General features: G+C 38.3%; 16 protein-coding genes. 5 read left to right on the top strand and 11 right to left on the bottom strand.

From position 1 onward, the window contains the following. Positions 1–54: 54 nt before the first annotated feature. A complete protein-coding gene (locus NQ505_RS04100) occupies positions 55–1398 on the top strand; it encodes an energy transducer TonB (RefSeq protein ID WP_008998232.1) in 1344 nt (447 codons plus the stop codon). Between the two features lie 170 nt (positions 1399–1568). Here the strand turns inward: NQ505_RS04100 and NQ505_RS04095 are convergent, their stop codons facing one another. The 6 genes from NQ505_RS04095 to NQ505_RS04070 all read right to left on the bottom strand — a co-directional run bounded on the left by NQ505_RS04095 (position 1569) and on the right by NQ505_RS04070 (position 8698). After that, positions 1569–2924, bottom strand: a complete 1356-nt coding sequence (locus NQ505_RS04095) for an O-antigen ligase family protein (RefSeq protein WP_225483861.1) — start codon at positions 2922–2924, stop codon at positions 1569–1571. 430 nt (positions 2925–3354) lie between these two features. After that, entirely contained in the window at positions 3355–3801 is a 447-nt protein-coding gene (locus tag NQ505_RS04090; protein ID WP_008641713.1) for a hypothetical protein, read from the bottom strand. Next, on the bottom strand, positions 3798–4256 hold the full coding sequence (locus NQ505_RS04085; RefSeq protein WP_008776122.1) for a hypothetical protein: 459 nt from the start codon (positions 4254–4256) through the stop codon (positions 3798–3800). The genes NQ505_RS04090 and NQ505_RS04085 overlap by 4 nt, the downstream gene beginning before the upstream one ends. 4 nt (positions 4257–4260) lie before the next feature. Next, the gene (locus NQ505_RS04080; protein ID WP_008641715.1) at positions 4261–5802 is read right to left on the bottom strand and encodes a hypothetical protein; all 1542 of its coding nucleotides are present in this window, start codon (positions 5800–5802) and stop codon (positions 4261–4263) included. Between the two features lie 7 nt (positions 5803–5809). After that, on the bottom strand, positions 5810–6862 hold the full coding sequence (locus NQ505_RS04075) for a hypothetical protein (RefSeq protein ID WP_259827524.1): 1053 nt from the start codon (positions 6860–6862) through the stop codon (positions 5810–5812). Positions 6863–6892: 30 nt separating this feature from the next. After that, on the bottom strand, positions 6893–8698 hold the full coding sequence (locus NQ505_RS04070; RefSeq protein WP_008998230.1) for a transglutaminase domain-containing protein: 1806 nt from the start codon (positions 8696–8698) through the stop codon (positions 6893–6895). A gap of 286 nt (positions 8699–8984) precedes the next feature. On the opposite strand from NQ505_RS04070, the gene NQ505_RS04065 reads away from it, so the two are divergent. Next, positions 8985–9545 carry a hypothetical protein gene (locus tag NQ505_RS04065; protein WP_004313843.1) on the top strand — a complete coding sequence of 187 codons (561 nt, stop codon included), beginning with the start codon at positions 8985–8987 and terminating at the stop codon, positions 9543–9545. Positions 9546–9638: 93 nt separating this feature from the next. Here the strand turns inward: NQ505_RS04065 and NQ505_RS04060 are convergent, their stop codons facing one another. The 5 genes from NQ505_RS04060 to NQ505_RS04040 are packed head-to-tail and all read right to left on the bottom strand — an operon-like array spanning position 9639 to position 17974. Then, positions 9639–10154: a DUF1573 domain-containing protein gene (locus NQ505_RS04060; RefSeq protein WP_008641720.1), complete on the bottom strand. Its 516-nt coding sequence runs from the start codon at positions 10152–10154 to the stop codon at positions 9639–9641. Between the two features lie 38 nt (positions 10155–10192). Beyond that, on the bottom strand, positions 10193–12346 hold the full coding sequence (locus NQ505_RS04055; protein ID WP_008998229.1) for a DUF4838 domain-containing protein: 2154 nt from the start codon (positions 12344–12346) through the stop codon (positions 10193–10195). Next, on the bottom strand, positions 12321–15290 hold the full coding sequence (locus tag NQ505_RS04050; RefSeq protein WP_008998228.1) for a hypothetical protein: 2970 nt from the start codon (positions 15288–15290) through the stop codon (positions 12321–12323). The genes NQ505_RS04055 and NQ505_RS04050 overlap by 26 nt, the downstream gene beginning before the upstream one ends. A 30-nt stretch (positions 15291–15320) precedes the next feature. After that, complete coding sequence (locus tag NQ505_RS04045; RefSeq protein WP_008998227.1) at positions 15321–16796, bottom strand: glycosyltransferase family 2 protein; 1476 nt, start codon at positions 16794–16796, stop codon at positions 15321–15323. 5 nt (positions 16797–16801) lie between these two features. Next, complete coding sequence (locus NQ505_RS04040) at positions 16802–17974, bottom strand: HEAT repeat domain-containing protein (protein ID WP_004298140.1); 1173 nt, start codon at positions 17972–17974, stop codon at positions 16802–16804. Between the two features lie 325 nt (positions 17975–18299). On the opposite strand from NQ505_RS04040, the gene NQ505_RS04035 reads away from it, so the two are divergent. From NQ505_RS04035 to NQ505_RS04025, 3 genes are all read left to right on the top strand, one after another. Continuing rightward, a complete protein-coding gene (locus tag NQ505_RS04035; protein WP_008998226.1) occupies positions 18300–19670 on the top strand; it encodes an LruC domain-containing protein in 1371 nt (456 codons plus the stop codon). Between the two features lie 115 nt (positions 19671–19785). Continuing rightward, positions 19786–20478 (top strand): DUF6250 domain-containing protein, encoded by a 693-nt coding sequence (locus tag NQ505_RS04030; protein ID WP_008998225.1) that lies wholly within the window; start codon positions 19786–19788, stop codon positions 20476–20478. 35 nt (positions 20479–20513) lie between these two features. Further along, complete coding sequence (locus NQ505_RS04025) at positions 20514–23585, top strand: chondroitinase family polysaccharide lyase (RefSeq protein WP_008998224.1); 3072 nt, start codon at positions 20514–20516, stop codon at positions 23583–23585. The last annotated feature ends 335 nt before the right edge of the window (positions 23586–23920 follow it).

Below are 23920 nucleotides of genomic sequence, written 5' to 3'. Positions count from 1 at the left end.
TCACTATCTTTACATTGTGCAATAAACAAAACATCTTATAGAAAGAACAATATTATGAATAAAATTATTAGCCTTTTCATTGCTGTATTTTTTAATGTATATACTTCTGCTCAGATAAATGCAGGAAGTACCAAAGAATCTTTAATGACTCTTGACGAGATGCCATCATGGATTTTAAGTAATATTCAATTTCCTCAAGAAGCGTACAAATATGGAATAGCTGGCATTGAACAAGTTTGTATTAGTGCATCTTGGGATGGAAAAGTTTTCATAACAAGCATACTGAATACATTAAATCCTGCTTTTGAGAAAGAAATTATGGATGTCATAAGTAAAGCTCCTCGATGTCGATATAATGGAAGTCAACCTAAAGATATATATAAATATATGCTAATTGATTTTCATCAATATATTCCTGAAGATAAACGGGAACAAATACAACAAGTAACTATGCATATTCCACCGCGTTTATCGAATATTCCTACGAGTCCTTTTAATAGCAGGGACAAGTTTGTTCAATGGATACACAACAATATTCAAATACCATCAACACTGAAATGTTATTCAGAGACATTACTTTTTCAGTATACAATAACTAAAAAAGGAAAGGTAAATAATATATCTATATTACAGTGTAAGAATGATATTGTAAAATGTGCGATAGAGGATTTATTAAAAAAATCTCCTAAATGGGAACCGGCCATTGCTGATAGAACAACTCCAATTGATGTTACTATATGTGATAAGATTATTATAAAAACCGATAATGATGGAATGCTTTTGCCATTAATAGTGTATCGTGATGATGTTTTTTGTAATACAAGAAGCAAACCAACTGATCCGGATATGATCGTTTTTAATCCAGAAATAAAGGCAAAATACAATGAAGAGGGTAATTTCTTGAAAAATATTATGTGTGATGTTATAGTTGATAAAAAAATGGTTCTGAATGGCTCGTTTGTTATAGAAAAGGATGGTACGACTAGTCATATAGAAATTTCAAACAGTCCGGACGCGGAAACTGATAGTATTGTAACAGAAGCTATCGCTCGAACAAAATGGATCGCTGCGATGCAAGGAGAAAGCGCAGTACGAACGATTTATTCATTTGGGGTAAATAAGCAACCGCGAAAACAAAATCAATCCAGTAAGTATTCTTATTATGATATTTTCGGTAAATATTTTATAGCCCTCCAAGCTAATCCGATGCGTACGTCATATAGATTCATTCAGGGGGATGGAACGATACAGAACTATCCATTTAATAATCAAGGACTGTTTGACTATAAGGCTTATTACCAAGGAATGTTATATTACTACAAAAATATGGCCGGAAAGAATAGTAATATTTCAAGAGATTATTTTGATAAACTCTATAAAATGTATGCGGGATATTAAAAGAAAAGATTTGTGCAAAAAGACAATTTCAAGGAAAAAAATTTAGTTCCCAATATTAGATATTGCGGTCTCTATCAAGGAAGCCAAAGTCTGCTTATAGACTTTCTTCAGTAATCTAATGGGTTACAGATGGCAGATGTGTGATAGCTGACTTGTACTGTGGTAGATACTTATTGTGTTTTCTTTATATTCTTTTCTTTATGAAGAAACTCTAAAATTTCAGCTTCCATTCGTAAAGCTTTTGTTCCTTTTTTCTTTATCGGTTGTTTTAAAAGATAATTTCCCATGTCGATGGCTGCATTTATATTTCCTTTGTCTATATAAAGCTGGAATAATTTGTACGAAGGAGTGATATGATGTGGAATCATGGCAGCAGCCGTTTGATAGCATGCTTCAGCTTGAGCGTAATCTCTTTTTTGTTTCCAAAAATCTCCCATCTTGATATATAGTTCACTATTAGGAGCAATTCGGGCAGCTGTTTGTAATATTTGTGGTTTTGTATTTAAAGGATAATCTTCCAAACTACTTTTTGAGTAGATGTACATTAACTGTGGATTATAACAAAATAATGGGTATAATGTGGATAGTTGAGAATGGGCTTCTTCGGATATTTTATTTTTATCCACTATCCTGATAATTGTGGTAAAAGTTTTATGGTAAATATGATAGGACCAGATTGATATACATATAATAGAGATGGAGGCTATACTTCTAACGATGTATTTTGCTAAAATAGATATTGTAAACACTTTTATGGTTTTGCTTTTCATCATTCCTATTATGCTGATGAATAATATTTCTAATGGAAAAACCTGGCCAGGATAAGAAAAAAAAGAGAAGACTAGGAAAGTGGTTAAGGCGGATTTCAGACAATGGTCAGTATTATTCTTTTCTTTATAACTAAATAATGCATAAAACAACCATGAAACAACAACTAATCCAACTATTCCCTGTTCTGCTGTTATATATAAAAATTCGTTGTATGTATAAAAAATGTTGTCAGCTAATAATGTGTATGGAGAATTTGTAGCTTGTAAGAAATATTCAGCTTGGTAAAGCATGTAATTAGCTTGCCATCCTCCGGTCCCAATACCGAATAGAGGATAATCTTCTATCATCTTTATTGTGTTATACCATATTAGCAATCGGCCATCTGCCGAATCTCTTCTTATAAAGTAGATTGATATGATAAAAACGGTGATGATAAGCAGAAAACCTGATTTCAAAAGAGTTGGTTTGACTTTGATTGTATGTTTTCTTTTTAACCATTGCCATAGGAATATCATGCTTCCTACCAATGCAGCTGTCCACCCGGCGCGTGAACCAGATAATAGTAAACCATATAAAATAAAACAGGCTATCATGCAAAATGATAATGTTAATATACGATGCTTGTTTTGTATGTTTTCATAAATGAAAAAAATAGATACTATCCAGCATACTGCTAATAATCCGCCTAATGGTCCTGGATTTCCAAACGTTCCTGTGATTCCGAAATCATGATGATTGCTCTCTAAATAATTCACTTTTTGAAGTGTTGAAATGATTACTTCGGTAATTCCCCAAATACAGACTATGTATAATAGGCAATAGCACTGTCGTTTTGGCATAATGCGTATACACGTATATATAAGGCATAATACAGTCACTCGCCAAATTGATGAGTAGTCAATAGGTACAGCTCTATTTAAGAACAGTAATATGCAAATTGATATAAGTAATATATCTTGTATTCTGATGTTTTCAATAGAATAGCTTTTCATACTGTTTATAAGGTACATTTAATTTAAGTGGAAATATATTTATATATGATTTATCCTAAAGATGAGCAATGTGTAATCTAAATTTTCCAGCACTCTTGGTTTTGTTTTACACAAAGAATGCTGGAAAATAATAATTTTCATAATCGATCGGCACTAATTTTTACAGAACTGTACCGTATAATAATAAAACTTCTTAATCTATATATAAATTCTTCTCATATCTTTTAGAAGTTAGTTTTCCTGTTTTTTCATCATTAGAATATGTTGAAAGAAACAAATGTGCCCTTACTACATTATTGGCTGGGATAGAATCCAAAGGATAGGAGAGTTCTATTCTTCCTTTTGGAGATAAACTCTTGTGTAATATCCATTTCCCGCTTTCAAGAGTAAATAGACAAATCGTCAAATCCGCGCTTTTCCCATTAGAAGATTCTGTTAAAACAATATAGCTTCCACTAAATTCACTTAACCGCCCTTGATTCATAACTAAAATTTCTTTGTCTGTATTATTAGTAAGTATAAGGGTTAAAGAATTATTCGGTTTATCATAAGAAAATTCAATTTTTACTTCTTGGGCGGTACAAAAAATAGAAATGCCCAAAAGTACAATACCTATAAATAAATGTTTACTTGTTATCATTTAATTTGTTTTATGGGTAAATCATTTTTATATCTTTTGCTAACTAATTTTCCTGTCTTCCTATCTCTAAAATATGTGGAGAGGAATAATCTAGCTCTTGTAACATTATTTGCAGGGATAGCTTCAAATGAATAAAAAAGTTCTAGTCTTTCGTTAGGGTTTATTGTTTTAGAACGGATCCACTGTCCATCTTCATAGTCATATAACGAGATGATTAGATCACTCTGTCCATTATCATGTTTTTCAGTTAAAATAATGCAGCTTCCAGATGATTCATTCAATAGGCTTTGATTCAATACTATTATTTCTTTATCCGTATTATTGAAAAGTTTTAGAATCAAAGCATTGTCTTGTCTATTATAAGCAAAAGTAATTTCTAAATCCTGTGTTTGTCCCTTGCTAGGAATTGACATACACAATAATATACTTATAAAAAAAGATTTAATTGTATTCATAATTTTATTTATTTGATGATTGTTCTGTAGCAATTATTAGAAGTTGTTCATAAGTCCATTCTAACCAAGTTCTTTCATTCTCATAATAATGTGATACCTCTGGAAAGTTTTCGCGTTCTGCTTTATGCGTCTCTAATTCATTTTTATAATATTCTATTGTTCCATAGCGATCAATGATTAATTCTTGCTTAAAATCAGCTTCTCTTGTTTCGGGAGTCATTATATATTTGCCATACATTATATCTAATCTTTCATTCAATATCTTTTCAATATATGGTGGAGGATTTAGGACAATTGTTTTTTCGAGAATAGTCATTTCAAGTTTTCCATAATGCTTATGGTCAATATGGTACATCTCATGCCATATTGTGGCTATTCTATCTATTTCTGTTAAATTATCTGAGCTAAAAAATAATTGACATAGTTGAAGAACTCCATCCTTGCTTGTACGTGCAGTTGAACGACAATAGTTTTGTTTTTCAATTGTGTATTTCGTTCGATCAATATTCTTAAGCTTTTCTAGTTGGATTAAAAGGCTATTTACTGCTTTTTTTTCAGCTGTAGATAAAGGAATAGATTTTTCATCAGAATTCTGGTCACCATTATTATTTTCTGTCACAGTATCATCTTCCGTACTCGTCGATTCCGGTTCTGTCGGTTCGGGGTCTATTGTTCCACTATCGGGAGGTGCTATGATTTCCCATTCATCGTTTCCGCCACTTGTTTCATTATTATTTGATTCTGGAGTAATTATGACTTCTTCAAGTGTCTCACCAATATAAGTGTAATCATCTTCATTACCATAATCATAATCGTAGTTATAGTCATCTTCTCCACGCGTTAAGACCATCTTTTTCTTTTGAATATATACAGTAGATGCTAATGCGCGAGCCTGCTCATACTTATCTGATAAATTAGTTTTCCCTGAAGCATTTAATAGAAATACCCCTCTCGTTTTTACTCCGTTCTTAAAAGTACTTATACGAGCTGTAACTTGTGAATATACACAGGAATATAATGCTACTCCTGTAAAACCACCCTTGTCTGCACAATTTATAAAGTTGTTACAAGTTTGTGCACCATTTCTACTATCATATAATTTGGAGGGTATCAAAGTTAAGATGTATTGATCCATTCTATTGCTCTTTACATCTTTTACTATCACTAGTTTCTGATATACATTGACTTTTCCTGCAGAAGGCTTGCCATTTCTTTCATCTACATAAATTGCTTTAAAGTGATAAGTCGGAGTTATAGGAATATCATAGCAAGCGAGTCCGTTGTTGGTAGAACTGACTGCTGCATCCCAGTTAGGTACGAAATCACCGGGGGAAACTGTTTTATTCCTTTTGTTATCCAATGAACGACTTAATGTTAAATTAGCATGAGCTTGAGTTTGAAAAAAGTTTTTAGCTTCTTGCAAACTAAAATCTTTCATGTCAGTCTGTAAACCTGATTCTAGCAAATCTTCATCTTTGCAATTTACTATACTAATGACAATTGCAATTACACATAAAACAGTATAAATATAAGTTGATTTTTTCATAAAATAATCATTTTAATCCTTTTCTTTTCATTTTTCTTTCAAAATCGTATTTCCACCAACCATACCATTTTTTATAATTATCAACCTTGAATAAAGGATTTACTGTCTTACAGAAGGTTTCACCTAATTGGGAGAGTTGGTCGTATTTATCGCTATCAGACAGTTTTTTCTGATTGAGAATCTTATATTCTTCAATTGCATACTTATTATAAGCTGTCTTGAATTTGTTTATTTGCTCCTGATTTAGCCCATATCTTGATTTCAAAGTATGATCTAATGCTGCATTATTTACTTTTTCCCACTTTACAGAAACAGACGGAACAGTCTTTGCTATTTTTTTTGCCATCTCATCATCAATAGCCATCAGTTCCACTTCCCTTTCGGCATTTTTTTTATTGCTATTGAGTATGTTTGCACGTTTTTGTTTATACGTATCTTCTATTTTTGCTATGGTAAAGGCATCTTTGTATGTAACTCCATATTTGTCCATATTGTCAAGTGCTCTGAAGAACAGTCTCTTATATTCGATATACCAAGTCCCATTTTCAGTTCCTAATATTTGTTTTATTTTAATATTTAGCTCGGATACCATAGTATCACTATTTTCATATTTTTCCCATGCTTCTCCAGTATCTTTATGCATTTTATCTCGTTCTTTGACCCATTCCGATTCGGCCTTATACAAAGCACGCATTTTTTCATATGGAATAAATTTGTTTTCACTTAGTATTTGGTAACGTTCCATTTCTTGGGTACAAGAGCTCCATTTTTTATGTTTTCCTCCAGAAAATGCTTGGCTGATTATTGTACCATATTTTTTATAAAGCTTTTTTTGTTCCGCTTTAAATTGAGTAGAGCTAATTTTCCGATTCTTTAGCTGGTCATTCTCTTTCTGTAAGGAGAATAGAATTTGTTCGTGTTCATCTGCCTTTTGACTATTGATTTTATACGTTCTCATCATATATTCCTTGCGTTTACCGATGTTTACGCCCGGAATAATTTGTGAAAAGCCCACACTTCCTATTAAAAGTAAGGACAAAAACAAAGTAATTTTTTTCATAATTTTATTATTTAATAGTTAGAAATAATTTTACCACCATATCTGTTTCCCATTTTCATAAGTGAATGGACGTTCTTCACGGCCTTTAGTCAAATTGCGCAACCATAACAGAGCTTTTTGAGGTACGTTATCATAAACGACACTATCACCTATTGGTCGTTTCCGGCCTAAACTTATCCATTGATCCTGCCAATAAAACAGTTCATAAGTGTCTGTTGAAACTATTGCATTATCGTCATTACGTGGAGCAAATCCAATTTTTGAAATCTTCACAGGTTTATATAAATCCACACCAACCCATAAGTCTATGCCACCACTCACTTGATAATAGGTAAGTGGTTGTCCATCGAAAATATTAAGCATAGTACTGTCTTCGTATATAGCATCACAAGCTATAGGGTGGAATGGTAGAAGCTTTTCATCAGATTGATATAAACAAAATTCTGCGATACTAAAGGTCCCTTTTGGTTTTCTATAACGTATGTAACGATAGGCTTTCTCTGCAGATATTTCTATCTTTTGCATTTTGCTTTCCGGAGTTTTTGTTATTTTATAAAGTTCCGTTGTATCAGAAAAGTCTGCTTTATTTGCCCCTTCAAAAACTCCCATAATCATCAATTTTGAGAAATCAACAATTCGCATATTCAAAGGGAATTTGCGTTTACATACTACTCTTTCAAGATGTTTAGTGTCTGGTTTTATTTCCCTTACTGAATCCTCCGATACTATTATTGGGCTGCCTATTGGAATGGCCTCTTCATTTACCCAGTGAGTTGGGAGATAAACTATGCCATCACCTAAATCAATAGCTTCCTTATTACGATCAACATTGTATATATTTCCAGTCCCAATGTGATGGAATGTTTGAGAAGAGGAAAAAGCAACAGGTACCCATCTTTTTGGGGAAAATACAGATAAAAAATTTTCTTTTTCTTTATTTATATTAGTCGAGACTGTAACATCACAAGAGCCGATGTTGTGCAATTTTGTAACATCCAGTAGGTCATTGTGACGAAATAATTCGGGAATATTGTCGATGTGTTTGGCTAAATCTTGTATTGAATACATCTTACGATATATTTTAGGAGTTTTACGTGATAGGTAATAATCTCCGTTTGCTTGTTTGTCTGTGTTTTGTAATGGATATATTTTATTGTCTGGTAATATAATTGAAACAAAAGAATGTCCATTGTTATTGCTTCCCCAATAAGGTACAAATTCAAATGCGGCAGGAATTCCTACTGACCGTAAGGCCATAGTAACTAATGCTGTTCTATCATCACATTTACCATATCCTGTCTTTATTATTGATGAATATGATTTTAATGTATCTTTGTAAAATTCGGGAGATAGCTCTATTTTAATTTGAGCATTTATATTCTGTGCTGTTTGAATAATATCGTTGGTACATTGTTTCTCAAATTTTCTACTACAGTCCCATTTCCAATAATATTGTAATGATTCATCAGCGACTCTGTATGGTAAGATGTATTCGCAGAACTGTTCGAATGTATAATTTTTCAAATAAGGACTCTTTTCTTTTAAAAAGAATGAATGCTCTAGTGATTTTATGAGAGAGTCAGCTTTTACTATATCAATATCATATATTTTCTGTTCTTTGCCATTGATGGAATATTTGTTAGGCATATTTTCTATCAGAAAGCAAGCAGCTTTATATTTATCTTTGTCCTTATTTGTTTTATAATGTTCTAAAAAGCGAGTAAGTTCCTTTTTATTTGTTTGAGAATTGTTTGCTATTTCCCATGCTAGTTTTTCACTGGATGAAGTACAACTGAGTAACAAGAGAAGTAAAAATACGGTGTAAATTGTTTTCATAGTATTATAATGTTAAAGTGTATTCTTTGTTTGTATGTTGTTACAAAGGTGAGGAGAAATAAGTATTTAGGTATGAGTAAATGGTACATTAGTAGGATGAAAACGTACATTATTTGACCGTAGACGAATGGAATCGGATATTTCTTTAAAATCTTTTATTTAGAACGTAATAACGAAGTTTCTTTTGTGCCTTGATTTGAACCAATTTTAATGTATAAAAGTATTGCAAAACCAAACTTGTTACTATCTTTGCGCCGTCAATTAAACTATTAATTTATATAGTGTTATGAGAGCTAAAAAGTTTGTATGCTGCTTGCTGGCTATGATGCTGCTCGCAGGTGTTTCGTTTATCTCCTGCGGTAATAGTTCCAAGGCAAAAGCCGATAGTGAACTGACTACACAAGACGGTGAAGATTTCAAATCCTTTCTGGATAAATTTACTTCCAGTGCAGCCTTCCAGTATACTCGTATCAAGTTCCCATTAAAGACTCCGATCACTTTGTTGGCAGATGACGGAGAAACCGAGAAAACATTCCCTTTCACTCGGGAAAAGTGGCCGTTGCTGGATAGCGAAACCATGAAGGAAGAACGTATCACCCAGGAAGAGGGAGGTATTTATGTTTCCAAGTTTACGTTGAATGAACCGAAGCATAAAATCTTTGAGGCAGGCTATGAAGAATCCGAGGTTGATTTGCGTGTCGAGTTCGAGTTGCAGTCGGACGGGAAATGGTATGTGGTAGATTGCTATACAGGTTGGTATGGATATGACTTGCCGATTGGAGAGTTAAAGCAGACTATTCAGAATGTGAAAGAAGAAAATGCCGCATTCAAAGAAATACATCCTTAGAAAGGAGAAATAAGTATTAAGTATCAAGTGTTGAGTATTAGCCAGTCATTTGATGTTAATACTTAATATTTGATACTTGATACATGATATCGATTACGGTTCTCCGACATAATATCCCAGTTCAGATTCTTTTCCATCCACCATCTCTCTGACAATACCATTTTTGGTGTTGAACTCTTGATAGAGTTCTTCATAATCACGTGTATAGTCTGCATCGGGGACTACGTTAACATCAAATTTAAGTTCGGCTCTCCCGTCGGGGAGCATATTGCCGAAAATCCGGATGCGGTGAACAACTTCGCCTACATTCTTGATGCTGTTGTAGGTTGCTTTGAATTGCCTGATACCGTCTTCGGGAATGATGATATGCGAACTTTTATCCAGAATGATACAGCCACAGGAAGGTTGCATTTCTGAAATGATTAACGGAGCGTCTCCCGTGTTGGTGATGGTAAACATGATATCGAGTTGCTGACCTTGCTTGATAGGGTAATAGTGTCTGACGGAATCTTTTATCGTCATGCTGGTGGGACGTACTTCCTTTCTGCACCCTGTAAAGTAGAGCGGAAGTGCCGTCAGTAGTAAAATATAGAATATAGATTTATTCATTGTTGCCATTTATTTTTGTTATATCACTTTTTCAGCATTTAAGGGATGAATGCAATTTCATCGATACCCATTTGCGTTCCCGGCTTCTTTAAACAACTGATTTTTATGCTTAATTGTTCTGTTCCGTTCAAGTCTGCCGGAACGGTGGCTTTCATCATTTCTCCTTTTTCTGGGGAGTCTTCCGGTTTTAAGTCTATTGTTTTATAGGCTACTCCGTCTTTCAACAGTTGAACTTGCTGTGGAGCATAGATGCGATGGCGGGGAAGATTCAAAAAACTGATATAGAATGTTCCTGATGCATTGAGTCCTTTAACCGGCAGGTTGATGGTACATTCTTCTCCCGGAATGATAACCCAACCGCAATGATAGTCTCCGGGTAAACCGTGAGTGCCATCGGTCAGTTTCTTTGAATCATTTTTATTTAGTTTAGGGGTTGCGGAAGGATGCATTCCCAGAAACAAACTTTTCTTTATGTCGGAAGCAAGTATATATTGTTCCCATTCCTTTATATAATAGTCAATCTCATAAGCTGACTCATTATAATATCCCATTCCGGCAAATGCTTGATGCTCTTTGAGCTGGGTGACCCATTTACGAGCTTGGGGAAGCGGTTGAATATCCTTTCCATTCCGCTTGGCATATCCGTAAGCGTCGAAACTGTGGTCACGTGCTAATTCCATGCGCGTGAAAGACAAGGCGGTCTGGAGCTCGTGCAGCTTTTTGCGCTCTTTCCCTTTTGCTTCGGATACAAAATCTCCCATTTCATCATAGAATTTGATAAACTTCTCCGGATAGAGGAATCCTTTTTCCGATTCTCTGATACCGGCGTAAAGTCCGAGCCGCTTTCCGGATTGGGCGTTGTTTTCTAGCTCTGTGTAGTAATCGTACAGCCATTTTTTGGATACCGGGTATTCCTGATTGAAATAGCTTTTAATTAACTCATCAACCGGAAGCTCCGGGTTGATAAGAAGGGCTGATAATACAAAAGTCCTCATTTCATCGAAGGAAGAATAGCTGTAACCGCTTCCGTTGAAAAATATGCCGCTGGCTCCGTGTTGTTTGAAAAGTTGGAGTCTTTGCTGGGCTATCTTTAATATGGGGAAAGGAGTGAGGTAGTCGTCGAAGTTGTTGATATAGTCCCATATATAGATTTTGTTCGTTACTTTCTTCCAGTTGTCGAGTTGTTCCGCAAATTTCTTGTCTTGCTCGTCCTTGCCGTCTGTCCGGCGGAGCGGATAGTCGATAGCGCTGACAATTACCCCGATGTTGGACGGGAGCTGCTTGTCTGTGACTTGTTGCGTAGTCAGGTAGGAAGTCGTAAAGAACGTGTGTTTGGGAAAACGCTGCGACAGGCGGAGGATCAGTTCCGTAACGGCGGGAGTTGCGTTCTTCTCTGTATTTCCCAATGCGGTACAGGTGGCACACGTACAGGCGTACGGAGTATCATCCGGTGCGATTACAAAACGGAAATTCCCCTTTTCACCGAAGTTATCTACGATGTAACTTTCTATCTGGCGATACATATCCTCGGAAGAGAAACACAGTTGTGAGTCATCTGTCTTCCCGTGAATGGTGGCATATACTTTCTCTGCATCTTTTCCCAATACTTTTCGCAGGTTGTGTCCCCATATTCCCCAGCTGTCGTCAAAGTTATTCAGGCCGATAACGCCTGTATGATCGGCGTTCAGGCCGTATGGAGAATAAATACTTTGATAGTCAAATGCAAAAGCTCCGCAAGTATCGTTGAGATTGATAAGGGCGGGAGGAAGATCCGAACCGTCTATACGCGGGTCTTCTTTGCTGATCTTCTTTATCAGTTGGTATTGCAGCCATAACATTTGTTTGTCGTCACTTGCGGTCAGTCTGATATCAGAGCCTTTGCAGGCTACTTTGAATCCTCTCTGCAATGTTGGGTCTATCTGTATGATGATGCGCCACATGTCCATTTCGGAAACGCCAAAAGCTACTATTTCATCGTCGTTTGCACGCTTCTTGAGATGTTCGTACAGGTATTTCGCCCACCGGGTGTCTCTGTCGGTCGGATCCTCACCAATGGTGACGAGATACCCTTCTTTAGATGGGAACATCTCCGTGCGTGCCTGCATACGGCAGCCGGATAAAAGGCAGCAAATACATATCATTCCTGCCAATACAGGGCCAAGCGTATCAGAATGAAATATAAACTTGTGCATAGATGTTATATAAGTTTTTATAGCGTGTCGATATGGATTCTATCTGGTTGGACGGACTTGTCCCTCGCACCGTATTGGTTTGGTTATAATAGGTGTTCCAAGTGCCCATCAAGCCTATGGTAATGTTGGGACTGACCATATACTGACCTCCCAATCCCACCATGGTATTGGTGTGAGAGAAAGAGCCGGGCAGCGCATAGTCCAGTACGGCCGTTTCCGGTGCCGATCCGATGCTTGCCATGGCGTTGATATTTGTCTTTGTATCGCTCGCCGGGAAGTATTTGGCGCCAATCTGCGCATTGTAATAGAAGTTAGAGTTGAAGAAGTGCATATCGATCTTCGTGTTGAGACGAACCACTTCAATGGTCTTGGCTAATTCTCCGCCTACAGTGAGTAGGTTAGTCTTTGACTCATTCCAACCCGTAAACAGATAGCCATTGTCTCCGGTGCCACCTGCAAAGAATTCATCGTTCCATTCATAACGCTTTGTGTAGGCGGCTACCCGTCTATAACCCACATGCGCACCTATTTCCCAATCATTCTTGAGATAATGCCGTAAAGCGACATCAGCCGTTATGTCCGGGAAGTATTTGGTCGCAAAGGCTGCATTGGCCGTGAGGCTCCACTTCGGTGAGAAGTGATGCGTCCACTCACCTTGTACCTGAATGCCGACTCCTCCCGGTGTCTGCTCTTCCGCTTCCATGCTGTCGCTTGCCGAGCCACTTCGCCCTGCATAGTTGAGACGTCCTGTATAGCTGTTCTTCTGGCCTTTTCGGGTATATTCGGCTGTTGCAACAGAGGTAATGATATCTTCTTCTCCGTAGCGTGCACGGAGATAGGTCAAAGCAATCTCATTCTTGAGCATCATGCTTCTAAGGCCCGATAAATGTCGTTGGAAAGAGCGATATTCCATGATGGATGGCTCGTAGTACTTTTGGTAATAATAGGCTGAATCCGCTTGACGGTTGGCTTCATATACCACTCCCTTAGTGTACTTCAATGATTTGTTCTGACTGTCATAAAGCAAAGCTGTATCAAGAACAGCGAGAGCCTTTTCCGGTTCTTTGGCCTTTGTCAGTTGCAGGGCACGGTATTCACTGCTCTGTGAGAATGCGCCTATAATCTCTTTGTTGCTCGGGTATTTGTTGAGTATCGGCTTCAGGAATTCCAAAGAAGCTTCGTATCTCTTGTCACGTTCAAGCACGGTAGCTCTTTTAGCCTGATAGAATGGTTCTTCAGGATAATAATTGATTCCTTGTACTGTATATTTCTCGAATTCATCGTATTTTCCGAGTAAACCGGACGAATTGATGGCATACCGTAATCCGAGATCGCTTGATGGATTCAGGCTAATTAGCTTAACAGATTCCTCGTATGCTTTCTTCGTAGCTCCGGCTTCCATACATTTCTTGATGTACGGCACTGCTAGTTCCTCGTATCCGATAACATAGAAAATGCGCATATCCTCATCACTCTGCTCGATGGCAGATAGATACAGTTGCAAAGCCTCTTCGGTTTTATCCATTTTATCGAGAATAAATGCCCTTTTCAACGTGCCGTTTTCGTAATCAGGGAAGTGAAGAGTGATGGTGTCCAATGTTGCAAGTGCTTCATTGTAACGTTTCATATTGATATAGCAACTCAAGGCTTTTTCCCATGCGGCACCGTTCACTTCATTGTCGTCTACATGTTTTTGAGAAACGAACAATACGTGCGGCAATGCTTCTGCGTACAGACCAAGTTCCATCAGTTTTTCAGCTTTCTTCATGTGTTGTGCGCTCATGGCAAGCGTAATATCATAATCATCAGGATACATCTCATACATCTTTTTCAGCGTTGAATAGGCAAGATCATCCTCATTCATCTGGCGATAAAGCATATATTCTTTATAAAGAATTCCTTTATCATTGTTGCCATATTGTTTTTTAGCTTCTCTGATATAGAAGAGTGCGTCATCGGTATATCCCCGGGTGACAGAAGTGTTCAGCAGGTAGTCTAATGCTTCCTTGTTCTTATTACCTCCTTCGTAGGCCATGCCATATAATACATAAGGATCCCGCTGCTTCTCTGCTCGGGCAGCCTCCATTAACAGGTCGTTATACATACGCCGTATGGCAGGGCTGTTGTTTCTTCGCATTTGCTCGCGTATAAACACCAGAGCTTCCGGATAACGTGCCAATTCACTAAGGATACTCGCCCTTTTGACGATAAGCGCACCGCTTCCCGGTATGGCAGCCAAACCGTTGGATGACCAGCCTAGAGCAGCTTCCCGGTTTCCTTCCTGTAAATGCAGGTTAATGATGTCCAGATAATATTCTTCGTTTTGAGGAGATACTTTGATAAGCTCCGTCAGCTTTTCGATAGCCTCTTTTCGGTTACCGCCTTTTTTCATTTGCTGGTAGCCTACCTCCATGCTGTAGATATAATCCTTCCTTAGAATCGTATCGTTCGGGTAAATCTGATTGATTCGTTTCAACAGGCGGTCTGCTTCCACATCGTTGTTCTGCTTGCGGTACAGTTCAATCTTTCTTCGCCATAAACCTCTCCAATACGGATTCACTTCCAGCAACTCATTAACGTAACAAATAGCACTGGAATAATTCTCGGTGATATCTTCTACGTCTACCAGCAGATGTTTGGCATTGACGTTGTTGTAATTGTCATCTATCGCTTTGACAAGATGATAACGCGACTGGTCATAGTTCTTTTCGTGGAACCAGTATTTTCCCATGAGCCATTCAAGGTCAGAAACATTCGGGTATTTCTGAAGGCCCTCCTCCAACAGCTCTTTCCCTGCTTCCCATTCCTCGTTCGCAAAATGCTCCTGTACAATCTGGGCATATTGCTCCGGTGTCTGGAATCCGTTGTCGGTCCCGGAGGAAGAGGTTATCAGTAAAAACAGACAACCTAATATGGTGATCTTATGGAGAAATTCTCTGTTCATTCTATCTTGTCTTTAATCTTTCTTTCTTGTTTAAATCGTAGCAGGTTCGGGCTTCATTGCCGTTATATCAGTACCGTCTGCACTTTCTTCTTTCTGCTTGAATCCCTTACGTTCCATGTTCTTCCACTTGAAGTCTCTATTGGTCAGATAACTGAGGTATCCTCTCAATGAACAGAAAGTGATGATGGGATGATAGAAGATAGGCTCTAATATGGACGCAATGATAATCCACAGGTATTCGTATCCTCTTTTATATAGCATCCCGACATAGTAGTCGTAGGTAATAACAACGATGGAAAGGAACTGGCAGAACGTATAGATCGTCAGGTAAATCATCCATGCCGTGTTCCAGTTGACTGCTCCTGTAAAGGCCAGATAGATAAATACTATCAAACCGACGAGCTCGATGATCGGCGCTAGAAACTCAAAAACGAACATATAAGGCAGAGTTAACAGTCCCATCTGTTTATACGTCTTTTTGAAAATCATCTTACGATGGATATTAAGTGTCTGGAACAATCCCCGTGCCCAACGGGTACGTTGCCGGTAAAGCATTGCCAGGTTGGGAGGTCCTTCCGTCCAACAACAAGTATCAGGAATCTGTACGATCTTATAAGGACGGGAGAAGTCGCACATATATCCTACCATGCGGGTGATGAGGTCCATGTCTTCGGCAAAAGAGGGAGCATCGTATCCTCCGGCTGCAATCGCTACCGAACGATCGAAAAGACCGAATCCACCGGAAACATTCGGCATACCATTGATAGCGGACCATCCCATCTTACCAATCAGATAAGAGCGCATATACTCCAGATTCTGGAAAAGTGGAATCGGTGTACGGGGAGTTCTAACGTCTATGATTTGTCCGTCTTTCACGACGCATCCGTTAGCCATCAACATCGTTCCGCTGACTGCAATTACTTGTTTTTCTGAAGATATAATGGGCGAGATACAACGATAAAGAGCATACTTTTCCAAAATGCAATCCACATCCGTGCAGATAAAATAAGGATGAGAAGCAACGTTGATACCCGCATTGGATGCATCCGCTTTGGTTCCTCCATTTTCTTTGTCTACAACGATGAGTCGGCTGTATTTCGGGTTGGAGGATTTGAGGAGTCTTCGGAACGGTCTGGTTTTGATTCGCTCGATATAAGCATAGGGCACTTCTACCAGTTCATAATATTCGGTCATATTTTCCAATGTACTGTCCGTACTTCCATCATTTACAATAACCACCTCGAAAAGCGGATATTCCAATGCAAGCATGGAGTTCACATTATCAATGATTGTCTTTTCTTCATTGAAGGCAGGAGCAATTACCGAAATGCCCGGTGTATAGGGGGATTCCTTGATTGTTTTCCGCATATAGCTTTCCACATAGTAATCCTTTCTCCGTTTTAGAGAAATGAAAGAGAGGAAGGCGAATGTGACGAAGAATATCGCCAGCATGCTCGTATAAAAGAATACGAAATAATTGAAGAATGTAAATATTATATCTCTCATGTTCTCTAGTTTAACTGGTTGATTAACGGATGCTTGGTGTGGGCAAACAATATAGCTGTGTGGGAATCTGCTTTTCTTTCCAATTGATCGAATGTTTTCCTTCCCATTGCACTATACTCATAGAGGGCTTTGAGTATGACTCTCTTGGTTCCCCAGTTATCTGCTTCATCATAAGCATTGTAAAGAAATCCTAAAGCCTTATCGGTCTTTAGATCCGCAATAGCCGAAATGATTTGTCGTTTGACTTCTTCCGGTTGTACATTATACATTTCAATCAGCTTAGGTTCAACCTCTTTGTATTTTAGTTTACCTAAAGTCTTGATCGCTTCACCTCGTATTTCCACAGAACGGGCATTGAGTTGCTTCGCGAGAATTGGGGCACTTTCGGTTTCATTATATAGCCGGATTTCGTTGATAAAGAATATCTTAACGTTTTCTTCAGCTGAAGTATTCACCCATTTAATAAAGGTGGGTGTGTTATATCCCACTTTCTTACGGTGCTCCAAGATAGCGTGTAACTCCATCATGTCCCATTGCCTTAACTTCATGCCGATGTCTTCGTCGAAGAAGCGGAACGGGTCACCCTGGCTTAACCACATATAAGTGTAGCGTGCCGAGTTTCTTAGTTCTAGTTCACGATGATAGAGGAAACGCACCAATACCGCTTCAGAAGCATACCCATTGATGGACTGAATAAGTTTCAGAGCTTGTATCTTTGATCTTTTGGAACCGAATTGAAGTTCGCGTTCAAGGAAACGTGTGATTTGGAATACGGTTTGAATCGTTTGATAGTTTAGTTCATTGATCTCATCTTCATGCACACTCTTGATTTCTGTTAATAGTTGAGTGATAATGCGTAACTCGTTAGGTTTCGGGCGCTTTTTCGTATCATATTCTAATCTGTCAGCTATCTCTTCTTCACTCAATGTGTTGGAATCTAGTGAGATAGATTTCATTTCTTCATAATACTTATCAAATGCTTTATTGTATTTCCGCTTCTCTTTTCGCCTTTTAAATATACCATATATAATATGGAATAGGAGAAATAAGTACGCAATAATACAAAACATTACAGCAATTGAGCATATTCTTATGATTAAAGGATAGCCAATAAACTTGTAATATATCCAATAGAAATAATATTCTATGTAATCTATACCATACAGTACTTGATCCATTTCCCTTGATATATTTATATATAGAACTTGTATATTCGGAATAAAAGTTCTATATTTGTTGTATTGAATGTTCTGTCTAATGCAAATATACGAAATAACTTGTATATATTATCCATTGTTCATGAACAGGCTTTTTGAGCCCTATTTTAGCTCTTGTGATTATTCTCGATGGAAAGGGTTGAAATTACAAATAAAGGCAAGCAAAAAGCTATTAGGCGTTAAATATATTTTTGATAAGTTAACAAATGAAGCCTGAAAATAAGTGTGATAAGCCAGGTTCTCATGCGAAACAAAAACAAACAATAAATTTAAAAATTAAATTAAGATGAAAATTAAAAGTTTGATGTATGTCCTTATGGGGACAATGTTGGTTACTACTTCCTGCTCTGATAATGAGTTGGAAAAAGGTAACGATGGTTCGGGAACTGTTGATCCGGTAAATGCTTCTGCACTTGTGAATGTATATTCCGATAAAAGTGGTTCTGAAGCGAGTCTGCTTGTGGGAGATGTATTAGTGAAAGATTCCCGTACTCTTACGTTGAATGTTCCTGCTGCTTGCGAGAAAGTGTATATGAAATACAATACAGTTTCGGGAACAGAAGCTACAAAAGAATTTGCTTTGTCTCCTGTTAGTCGTGGTGTAGATCAGAGTACTGGTTTCAATTTTGAAACAAACCGTCTGGCATTGGTAACTCTTGCGCTTCCTGAAGATGCAGTGCAGCCGACAAATGAAACGGACCAAGGCTATCTTTTCTATCATAACACAGGTGTGGTGATGTTCGAAGATGGTTGGCCTATTCAACTGGATTCATGGTATGATGAAGATTTCAACGATGTTGTATTCGAGTATGACTTGAAGGTGACTGAATGTCATAGTCAACAGATGATGGAGACTGTAGGAGGTAAAGAAGAATTGTTGTTGACTTTGGATGTTCGTGCTGTAGGTGGTATATACCCGACTGTGTTAGGTGTTGTACTGGATGGTTTGAAAAGCGAGTATGTTGATCGGATTACTGCAAGCCTTGTACTAAAAGGTGGTCAGGGAACAATGACAGACTTAGCTAAAGAGGAACTTTCTACAAAAAATATAGTGAAAGTTGAAAATAAAAATTGGAATTGGAGTAATGATACTCGCAAAGAACCGCGTTTCGCAATATTGACAGTGGATAAAGCACAAGCGGAAGGAACTGTTATTACACTGGATGGTTTAACTTCTTTGATGGATAATAATCAGGATATGTTTCAGGTAACACAAGGAAAAGTAAGAGAAGGACTACCTATGTTGCGTGCTGAAGTTAGACTGATTGGTAAAGAAGGATTAACTGGAGCTGAAAGAGATGCTCAGCTTGCAGCATTTAGAGAGTTGATTTTAGATACTAATAGACAGAATTTCTTTATTAAGGTGAACGGTGGTAAAGAAATACACATGAGGGGTTATGCACCGACTTCTGCTTACAAAGCAGAATATGAAGCATTGGTTGCGGGTGACACTACACTGGATGCAAATGTTTATTATTCAAATACCAAAGGTTCCACTTGGGGAGTTAAACTTCCGGTTGGCACACGTCATGCTTATGAACGTGTACCATTTAGAGAAGCATATCCTGATTTTACTAAATGGGTAGATAGTAAGGGTGTTTCAAACCAGAAATGGTATGAGAACTTTGTTGATGAAAAAACTATAAGATATTGGTAATGCAAATTATCAGTCAATACGTTATTTGAGATATTTTGTACAATTTGAACCTCTCTTTTTTCGAAAAGAGGGGTTTCTTTGTATTCGGAAGAATAATCTTTAAATTAATACCGTAATGACGAGGCGATTTTTTATAGGCTACAGTTTGATTACTTTTTTTCTCTTAAATAGTGTGGTGCTTTTGGCACAGCACAAAGCTTCCTTTGTGCAGCAATGGAAAATAGAAGATGCATCCCATGCTTTGCAGATAATAGAACGTGCAGATACATTAGAATTGATAGTTCCGGACGGACTGACTATGTGGTATCGGCAACGATTGACGGGCGATTATGAAATAAGTTATCGTATTTGTATGGTGATGCAAGGTGGAAAGTATGACCGCTTGAGTGATCTGAACTGCTTCTGGGCTGCCAATGATCCTAAATACCCTGATGATCTTTTTGCCCGTAGTCAGTGGCGTGACGGCATCTTTAAAAACTATAACACATTAAACCTTTTCTACGTTGGATACGGAGGAAATGATAACTCAACGACCCGTTTCCGTCGATACAAAGGAGAATATTATGGAGTGGCAGATGACAAGGTGAAACCTTTATTGAAAGAATATACCGATGCCTCTCATTTACTCGTCCCCAATCAATGGTATGAGGTTCGGATTCGAGTGGAAAAGGGAATCACAACTTATTCTGTGAATGATGAAGAGTTGTTCCGCTATACCCTTGCGGGTAGTGAAGGTGACGGACACTTCGGTTTACGTCTTTTGCAGAATCACGTACTCTTTACAGATTTTAAAGCGACTATACTTTGACTTATATACTGAAAACCTAATAAGACTATATTTCCATGATGAAACAACCTTTTACTAAATTTGGAGTGACAACTCTGTTTTCTCTTTTGTGTTCAGCATTCCTTCATGCACAAGTTGTAACAGATGAACGGATGTTTTCTTTTGAAGAACCGCAAATACCGGATTGTATCACCGCTACCCATTCCCGCCTGTCGGTATCTGATCTGCATTATAAAGATGGAAAACATTCGTTGGAATGGACATTTGAACCGGGTGGTATATTGGAACTCAAGAAAGACCTGAAGTTTGAGAAGAAAGATCCGACCGGCAAGGATTTATATCTTTCGGCTTTTATTGTGTGGGTTTATAATGAAGTTCCCCAAGATGCGACCATTGAGTTTCAGTTTCTGAAAGACGGCAAACGATGCACATCTTTCCCTTTTGGTATTAATTTCAGTGGTTGGCGTGCCGCATGGGTTTGCTATGAACGTGATATGCAAGGCACACCGGAAGAAGGCATGAATGAACTCCGGATTATTGCTCCAAATTCAAAAGGAAGCCTTTTCATCGATCATTTGATTACGGCTACTAAAGTTGATGCACGTCAACAGACGGCCGATCTGCAAGCTCCTTTTGTCAATGCCGGGACCACCAACCATTGGCTGGTTGTCTATCAACACTCGCTTTTGAAACCGGATATTGAATTGACTCCTGTAGACGATAAGCAAAGAGCAGAAATGCAACTGTTGGAAAAGCGTTTTCGTGATATGATCTACACGAAAGGGAAAACGACAGATAAAGAAGTAGAAACTATCCGCAAGAAATATGATTTCTATCAGATAACTTACAAGAACGGCCAAGTATCGGGAATACCTATTTACATGGTACGTGCTTCAGAAGCTTATGAACGGATCATACCGAACTGGGATAAAGATATGCTGACTAAACAGGGAGTGGAAATGCGTGCTTATTTCGACCTGATGAAAAGAATTGCCGTTGCATATAATAATGCGGCAAATCCGGTGATTCGGGAAGAAATGAAGAAGAAGTTCTTAGCAATGTACGATCACATAACCGATCAGGGAGTAGCTTATGGTAGTTGTTGGGGAAATATCCATCATTATGGCTATAGTGTTCGCGGTCTGTACCTGGCATATTTTCTGATGAAAGATGTGCTTAAGGAAACTGGAAAACTTCAGGAAGCCGAACGGACATTACGCTGGTATGCGATTACTAACGAAGTATACCCTAAACCGGAAGTCAATGGAATTGATATGGACTCTTTCAATACACAGACTACAGGACGTATTGCCAGCATTTTAATGATGGAAGATACACCGGAAAAACTACAATATCTCCGGTCTTTCTCCCGTTGGATTGATTTTGGTTGCCGTCCTGCATTGGGATTGTCCGGTTCGTTTAAAGTAGACGGAGGTGCTTTCCATCATCGAAATAACTATCCGGCTTATGCTGTGGGCGGACTCGATGGAGCAACCAATATGATTTATCTTTTCAGCCGGACGGAATTTGCTGTTTCCGAGTTAGCTCATGAAACAGTGAAAAATGTACTGTTGACCATGCGTTTCTATTGCAATAAGCTGAACTTCCCTCTTTCCATGTCTGGTCGTCATCCGGATGGAAAAGGTAAACTGGTTCCTATGCATTTTGCTATGATGGCTCTAGCTGGTTCTCCCGATGGAAAGGAGGAATATGATAGTGAAATGGCTTCTTCTTACCTCCGTCTGATCTCAGACCCAAGTATTGAAAATGACTCTCCCGAATATATGCCTAAGGTTTCAAATGCTGAAGAACGTAAGGTGGCAAAACGTCTTGTGGAGAAAGGTTTCCGTCCGGAACCGGACCCGCAGGGAAATATAGCGATGGGATATGGTTGCGTCTCTGTTCAACGTCGTAGCAATTGGTCGGCTGTGGCACGTGGACATTCCCGTTATCTATGGGCGGCAGAGCATTATCTGGGAGCAAATCTATACGGTCGTTACCTGGCGCACGGCAGTTTGCAAATATTGACTGCTGCACCGGGACAGACAGTAACTCCCGCCACTAGCGGCTGGCAGCAGGAAGGTTTTGACTGGAACCGTATTCCGGGAGTGACATCTATTCATTTGCCATTGGAGCAATTGCAGGCTAAGGTGCTCAATGTAGATAGTTACTCTGGAATGGAAGAGATGCTTTATTCCGACGAGGCTTTTGCCGGTGGTTTGTCTCAACAGAAGATGAATGGTAATTTTGGAATGAAGTTACATGAGCATGATAAGTACAACGGATCACATCGGGCACGTAAATCTTACCATTTCATCGATGGAATGATTGTCTGTCTTGGTTCGGATATTGAAAATACAAATACGGAGTTCCCGACAGAAACGACTATCTTCCAATTGGCAGTTACTGATAAAGCAGGGCATGATTATTGGAAAAATTATCAAGGAGATAAGAAAGTATACGTAGATCATTTGGGAACGGGTTATTATGTTCCAACTCCCATTCGGTTTGAGAAGAACTTTCCTCAATACTCGCGAATGCAAAACACAGGAAAGGAAACAAAGGGTGATTGGGTTTCTTTGGTTGTAGATCATGGAAAGGCACCGAAAAACGGAAGTTATGAATACGCTGTTCTGCCTCAGACGAATGAAGCTCTGATGAAGAAATTTGCAAAGAAGCCCACTTATAGGGTATTACAGCAAGACCGGAATGCACATATTGTAGAGTCCGTCTCCGAACAGATCATTTCTTATGTGTTGTTTGAAACTCCTGAAACGACATTGCCGGGTGGTTTATTACAACGTGTGGATACTTCCTGTCTGGTTATGACTCATAAAGAATCTGTTGATAAGATTAAGTTGACGGTGGCACAACCGGATTTGGCTTTGTATCGCGGTCCAAGCGATGAAGCGTTTGATAAAGATGGGAAACGTATCGAACGTAGTATCTATTCACGACCATGGATTGAAAATGCCAGTGGTGAAATACCTGTGACTGTAACGATAAAAGGGCAATGGAATGTAGAAAGAACTCCGTTTTGCAAGGTGATTTCTTCTGATAAGAAGCAAACAATTTTGCAGTTCAGTTGCAAAGATGGCGCTAGCTTTGAAGTGGAGTTAAGGAGATAAAAGTCAGACAACAGGCGATCATTTGCTTTCCCTGACAGAGAACAGTAGTTTTACCGTATGAAACTTTTAGTTTCAAGGCTTGAAACCAAAGGTTTCGCACCGGGAAACTAAAGTTTCAGCACCGAGAAACAATAGTTCCAACGGCATGGAAACTATTGTTTCATGCGGTGAAACAAAGGTAATGCATTTATGAAATAAATAGGATTGCCTGGAGCTTCCGGAGTGAATACCTCCGCGTTGTGAAATGTAGCTTATCTGTTTCTGGTGACAGCATTATTGTTGTCACACTGCTGTCACCTATTGCTGTCACGGTGTTAATTGTTAATAATCAAATC

The organism is Bacteroides sp. D2, assembly GCF_025147085.1.
Lineage (GTDB): Bacteria > Bacteroidota > Bacteroidia > Bacteroidales > Bacteroidaceae > Bacteroides.
Note: the sequence above shows the minus strand (reverse complement) of the source record. Positions and strands in the feature narration are given on the sequence as shown.